The sequence below is a fragment of the Stenotrophomonas sp. 05L44_2 genome (assembly GCF_056665995.1).
The window spans coordinates 1-3,202 of sequence record NZ_JBFTNR010000500.1; the positions used below are offsets into that span (position 1 = coordinate 1).

5 protein-coding genes are annotated in these 3,202 nt (G+C 67.1%); 4 read left to right on the top strand and 1 reads right to left on the bottom strand.

The annotated features are described in order from the left end of the window. Positions 1-8 precede the first annotated feature (8 nt). On the bottom strand, positions 9-860 hold the full coding sequence (locus AC1VAN_RS16430) for a LysR family transcriptional regulator (RefSeq protein ID WP_442252174.1): 852 nt from the start codon (positions 858-860) through the stop codon (positions 9-11). Positions 861-1,021: 161 nt separating this feature from the next. On the opposite strand from AC1VAN_RS16430, the gene AC1VAN_RS16435 reads away from it, so the two are divergent. From AC1VAN_RS16435 to AC1VAN_RS16450, 4 genes are all read left to right on the top strand, one after another. After that, on the top strand, positions 1,022-1,375 hold the full coding sequence (locus AC1VAN_RS16435; protein ID WP_442252173.1) for an SMR family transporter: 354 nt from the start codon (positions 1,022-1,024) through the stop codon (positions 1,373-1,375). Next, positions 1,375-1,695 carry a DMT family transporter gene (locus tag AC1VAN_RS16440; RefSeq protein WP_442252172.1) on the top strand — a complete coding sequence of 107 codons (321 nt, stop codon included), beginning with the start codon at positions 1,375-1,377 and terminating at the stop codon, positions 1,693-1,695. Before AC1VAN_RS16435 ends, AC1VAN_RS16440 begins: the two co-directional genes overlap by 1 nt. A 67-nt stretch (positions 1,696-1,762) precedes the next feature. Continuing rightward, positions 1,763-2,143, top strand: coding sequence for a VOC family protein (locus tag AC1VAN_RS16445; RefSeq protein WP_442252171.1), 381 nt, complete (start codon positions 1,763-1,765; stop codon positions 2,141-2,143). 201 nt (positions 2,144-2,344) lie between these two features. Further along, positions 2,345-3,202: BCCT family transporter (locus tag AC1VAN_RS16450; RefSeq protein WP_480986212.1), on the top strand; the 858-nt coding region annotated here is incomplete at its 3' end.

Consider the following 3,202-nt stretch of genomic DNA (forward strand, 5'->3'; position numbering starts at 1 on the left):
GCACTAGCTCACCCCAACGCCTGGGCCCACCACAACGCTGCCGGCCCCGGTGGCGTATCGCGGCGCCACACCAGGTCGCTGTGGATGCGCCTCGGCCAGCCCGGCACGCGCAGTTCCAGCAGGCGGCCCCGGTCGTAGCGCTGCACCAGCGCACGCGGCAGTTCGGCCCAGCCGATGCCGTCCTCGGCCATCTCCATCACCATCAGGTAGTCCGACGCGGTCCATGCCGGCCCGCTGATCGGCGGTGCGTGGTCGACCTGCGCACTCAGCCGCACCTGCCGATGCCGGGCCAGTTGCGCCGCCGCACGCACGCCGGCCTGCGCCAGCGGATGGTCGCTGGCCACGTACACCGCCAGTTCGCTGTGGTGGGCCAACGGCTGGGCCACCAGCGCATCGGGGTACTGCGCCTGGCGCGGCAGCAGTCCCAGCCCGGCGCGCCCACCATCCACCAGTTCCAGYACGTCCCGACCCTCGGCATCCAGCCATTCCAGCTCGATCTCGGGAAATGCCTCGGCAAACCGCTGCAGCACACGTTGCGCCGGATCGAGCTGGTAGACATCGGAGAACACCACGGTCAGGCGTGGCTCCACGGGTGCGGCCAGGCGCACGCTCAGTTGCTGCAGGCGCGCGTCGGCGGCAAGGATTTCCTGCGCGTGGCCCAGCACCTGCCGGCCGGCGTCGGTCAGCTGCGGATAGCGGCCGCTGCGGTCGAACAGAACCATGCCGAGGTCCGCTTCCAGATGGGCAATGGCAGTGCTGACCGTGGACTGGGTCTTGCGCAGCCGGCGGGCGGCCGCCGAGAACGAGCCCAGCGCGGCGGCCTCGACGAAGGCCTGCAGGGATTCGGGAGAATAGGGCATTGATCCATCGCTCCTGTCGATGGAATCAATTTTGATACCACCGTAAAAGGCGATGATACTGGCCGCCATCGCCCCTGTCTGCGGGGGCGTTCCGGATCATCCACGCACGGCGTGGATCTACTGATGACGGGGCGCGGCCCCCGTCCCGCAAGGAGCTTCACATGTCCCGTACTGTTCCCGCCCGTGGCGCCTTCGTCGCCTGGGCCTGCCTGACTGTGGCGATCGTCGCCGAAGTGGTCGGCACGTCCTTCATGGCCCATGCCGCCCGCGATGGCGGCTGGACCGGCTATCTGGTGATGGCCGCCGCGCTGGCGCTGTCCTATTACTTCCTGGCGCTGTCGGTGCGCCGCATCGCCGTCGGCGTGGCCTATGCGGTGTGGGAAGGCCTCGGCCTGACCCTGCTGACCGTGGTCGGCATCAGCGTGTTCGGCGAGAGCCTGTCGCTGCAGCAGCTGGCCGGTCTGGTGCTGGCGGTGGTCGGCATCGTCTGTGTCACCGTCGGGGAGGCGCACTGATGAACATGATGGCCTTGTTTTTCGTGATCTGCTCGGCGCTGATCGATGTGGCCGCCAACATGATGGTGGCCAAGTCCGATGGCTTCCGTCGCTGGCGTTGGGGTGTCGGCGCCATCGTGCTGGTCTGGATCGCCTTCGCCCTGCTGGGCCAGGCCGTGCGCTACAGGGACCTGGCGACCGCCTATGCGATGTGGGGCGCGATCGGCGTGATCGGTACGGCCACCTGCGGTCGCCTGCTGTTCGGCAACCGCCTGCGCCCGATTGGTTGGATCGGCATCGGCCTGGTCACGGCGGCCGTGCTGCTGCTCAGTACGGCGTGATCCCGGCTTGATTGCGGCGATCAGTGAGGTGGCCGACACTGGGGCTTTCCCGCAACGGAGTGCCCGCATGTTCAGTCACGTCACCGTCGGAACCAACGACATGGCGGCTTCCCGCCGCTTCTACGATGCCTTGTTCACTGCCATCGGCGGTCGCGCAGGCGCGTTCGATGACGAGGGCAAGCTGGTCTATATCAAGGATGGACGGATGTTCATGGTCATCCCGCCCATCGATGGCGAGGCGGCGTGCCATGCCAACGGCGGCACCATCGGCTTTGCGCTGGCAGACCCGCAGGCGGTGCATGCCTGGCAGGAAGCGGGGGTCGCCCACGGCGGTACCGCGGTGGAAGACCCGGCCGGCGTGCGGCACAAGGCCGGGCGCCAATTGTACCTGGCATACCTGCGTGATCCCGACGGCAACAAGCTGTGCGCCGTGCATGTGATGGGGTGAATCGTCGGTGCCGGACGCGGCGTCTCGTAATCGGACCAAAGTGACAACGCCGCCCGGCACGCCCGCCGGTCTGCAGGCGCGCGCGTAGCACGGAAATCCAGCCGATCGTGCCTGCGCGATGCCACGACTTCATCCTGTGTCCACTGCGATTCAGCCAGAATCGGTCGGCTCACTCTTTGATCGATCCGGAGATGGCTGCCCATGGAAGCACTGGAGCCTCAACATCAGCCGGTGCGAACCCTGCGGCCCGTCTTCGCCTTCGCGGCGATCGTTGTCGTTGCCTTCGCACTGTTCGTCAGCCTGTATCCGATCGGCGCCGGTCGCCTGCTGGTCAAGGCGCAGGACTGGGCCGCGCTCAACGTCGGCTGGTACTACMTGCTSGCGATGACSCTGTAYCTGGTSTTCGTGGTCGGCGTGGCGCTGTCCAAGTACGGCGGCATCAAGCTCGGTGCCGACCATGACGAACCGGAGTTCAGCTACCTCTCCTGGGCCGGCATGCTGTTYGCMGCMGGSATCAGCATCACSCTGTTCTTCTTCTGCGTKTCCGARCCGCTGACSCACWWSCTGCARCCGCCGCAGGGTGATCCGGCCGCGGGCGAGGCCGGTGCGCGCCAGGCCATGCAGCTGCTGTTCCTGCACTGGGGGCTGCATGGCTGGGGTGTGTTCGCGCTGGCGGCGATGGCGATGGCCTATTTCGCCTACCGGCACAACCTGCCTTTGGCATTGCGCTCGGCGCTGTATCCGCTGATCGGCAAGCGCATCAATGGCCCCATCGGCTATACCGTCGACGCCCTGGGCATCGTCGCCACCGTGTTCGGCATCGGCGCGGACATGGGCTTTGGCGTGCTGCATCTCAACGCTGGGCTGTCGCACCTGTTCAACGTGCCGCACTCGAACATGGTGCAGATCCTGCTGGTGGTGGCGATGATGGGCGCGGCGGTCGCGGTGGCCGTGTCCGGCGTGGAGAAGGGCGTGCGCTGGATGGCCAACATCAACATGCTGCTGGCGATTGCGCTGGTGCTGTTCATGCTGTGCGCCGGTCCCACGCAGTACCTGCTC